General features: G+C 57.8%; 2 protein-coding genes. Both read right to left on the reverse strand.

Features of this window, described 5'->3' with window-relative positions:
- A partial coding sequence (locus GXX82_00765; GenBank protein NLT21558.1) for a hypothetical protein occupies positions 1–818 on the reverse strand: 818 nt, incomplete at its 3' end.
- 54 nt (positions 819–872) lie between these two features.
- Complete coding sequence (locus tag GXX82_00770) at positions 873–1,775, reverse strand: hypothetical protein (GenBank protein ID NLT21559.1); 903 nt, start codon at positions 1,773–1,775, stop codon at positions 873–875.
- Positions 1,776–1,930 lie beyond the last annotated feature (155 nt).

Below are 1,930 nucleotides of genomic sequence, written 5' to 3' on the forward strand. Positions count from 1 at the left end.
ATGGTGCACCCTTTCCGTGTCAGGCTGCGCGCGTGCCTGAGGAGGACCGCCGGTTTCTTCAAGGACTCAAGGTAGAGCATCAGGATGGGAGACCCCTCGATATCGTAGTTTTCGTCATAGAGGGCGATGAGGTCCTCCACACCCGTCTGTATCGAATTCCCCACGTTGACGACGTTGCAGAAGGCAAGGCCCCTGAGGACCGCCTGCTCCATGACGAGGTCGACCGTGGCTCCTGACCCGCTGATGAAGTCGATGGTCCGCGGCTTCAGCTCGGGGATGATGCCTGCAAACTTCCCGCTGTAATGGGACGTCATGAACCCCGAACAGTTGGGACCGATGATGGTCATCCCAAACCCCTCGGCAATGGCCAGCAGGCGCCTCTCCTCCCGCCTGCCCTCCTCTCCTTTCTCGCCGAAACCGGCCGACAGGATGACAACGGCTTTTGTCCCCTTGCGGCCGAGCTCTTCGAGCGCCCCCGCCACCAGGGTGGCGGGAATGGCAATGATGCCAAGCTCCGGCGGACCGGGAAGGTCCGGCACCGAGGCAAAGGTGGGAAGACCCTTCACCCTTCCGCCAGGGTTCACGACCCAGAGCGTCCCCCGGTAACGATGGTCAACAATATTGGCGAGGACCTTCCCGCCGGGCTTCGTAAGGCTCTCGCTTCCTCCCACGATGGCGATGCTTTGCGGCCTGAAGAGCGCATCATAAACAGAGGGAGATTTGCGGTCGTGCATCTTTCTTCCTTTCTGGTCCTTCTCGGTCAGGCAATCCCTCGCCCCGGAGACAACGATCAACCACAGCATAGCACGGTTGGGCAATGAAGTTCATATTCTTCGTGGGATCATTGACGACAGGGCCGTCACAGCGGAGGACTATCCGTCGTGCGATGATTCCCCACTCTCGCCCGCACGGTCCTTCTCTCCGGTCTTGAGGGTGGAATACAGTTTTTCCATGCATTCCGGGCAGATCCCGTGGCTGAACGTGATGTCCGCGTGGTCCTTCATGTATGCTTCCAGCTGTTTCCAGTAACCCTGGTCGTCCCTGATCTTCTTGCATGACGAGCATATGGGAATGATGCCTCTCAGTGTCTTGATCTCATCGACAGACCTCAGGAGATCGTCCTCCACTCTCTGAAAGTTCAGGGTGATCAGGCCGAGGATGGACAGGACATTCAATGTGGTGAAAATGACAAGACTCACCCCCTGGACGAGGGACGGCGACATCAGTTCGTCCATGGCCCGCTCAAATAGCAGCGTAAGGACTATCCGCACGATCAGCCAGCATACGAAGGCGCCCACGGCCACGGTCAGGAACCAGTTCATGCTGTGCAGGAGGACGGGCACCCGTCTCGTTACGATCCAGCCTACCCAGATGCCGTAGGGGATCATGACGGCCGAGAATATCACGATGCGGATGCTCACGCTGGGAATTACGTAGGTGAAGTACAACGACGTGACCAGAAGGAATGCCATCGATATCACCTGAACCCATGTCCTTTGAGCCCCGCCGACAAAGGCCGTGACGCCGCGCGTCAGAAGAACAAGGTAGAGGGCAATGAACAGGTTTGCTCCGATAACGGACAGGACATCCGGTATATGACCCCTCAAGGCCAGAAGCAGCATCCCCGCCGTATGGAAAGATACACCGCACAGCCACGACCCAAAACCGGGATATGTCCTGCGAGCAACATAGATGTATCCCATGGGAACACAAAGGATGGCGCTGACGACGGCGGACATGAAGGCAAGGGTCCTTACGTTGAGGTATTCGCCCATGTACCCTTTCCCTGCCGTGTCGAACTTTTCATCTCAATGCACCATACCCGCGGCCCCGTTTCTTTACGGGCCCCCCCGCGACGTGAACCTCCCCGTTTTCGGCATGACAAGACGATAGAAATCGCTGTAGGCAAGCTTTATGAGCTCCGTGTGAG

The sequence above is a fragment of the Syntrophorhabdus sp. genome (assembly GCA_012719415.1).
Taxonomy (GTDB): Bacteria; Desulfobacterota; Syntrophorhabdia; order Syntrophorhabdales; family Syntrophorhabdaceae; genus Delta-02.

Coding starts and splice junctions, on each gene's coding strand:
- GXX82_00770 (NLT21559.1), bottom strand. CDS start 1,775: ATGGGCGAATACCTCAACGTAAGGACCCTTGCCTTCATGTCCGCCGTC.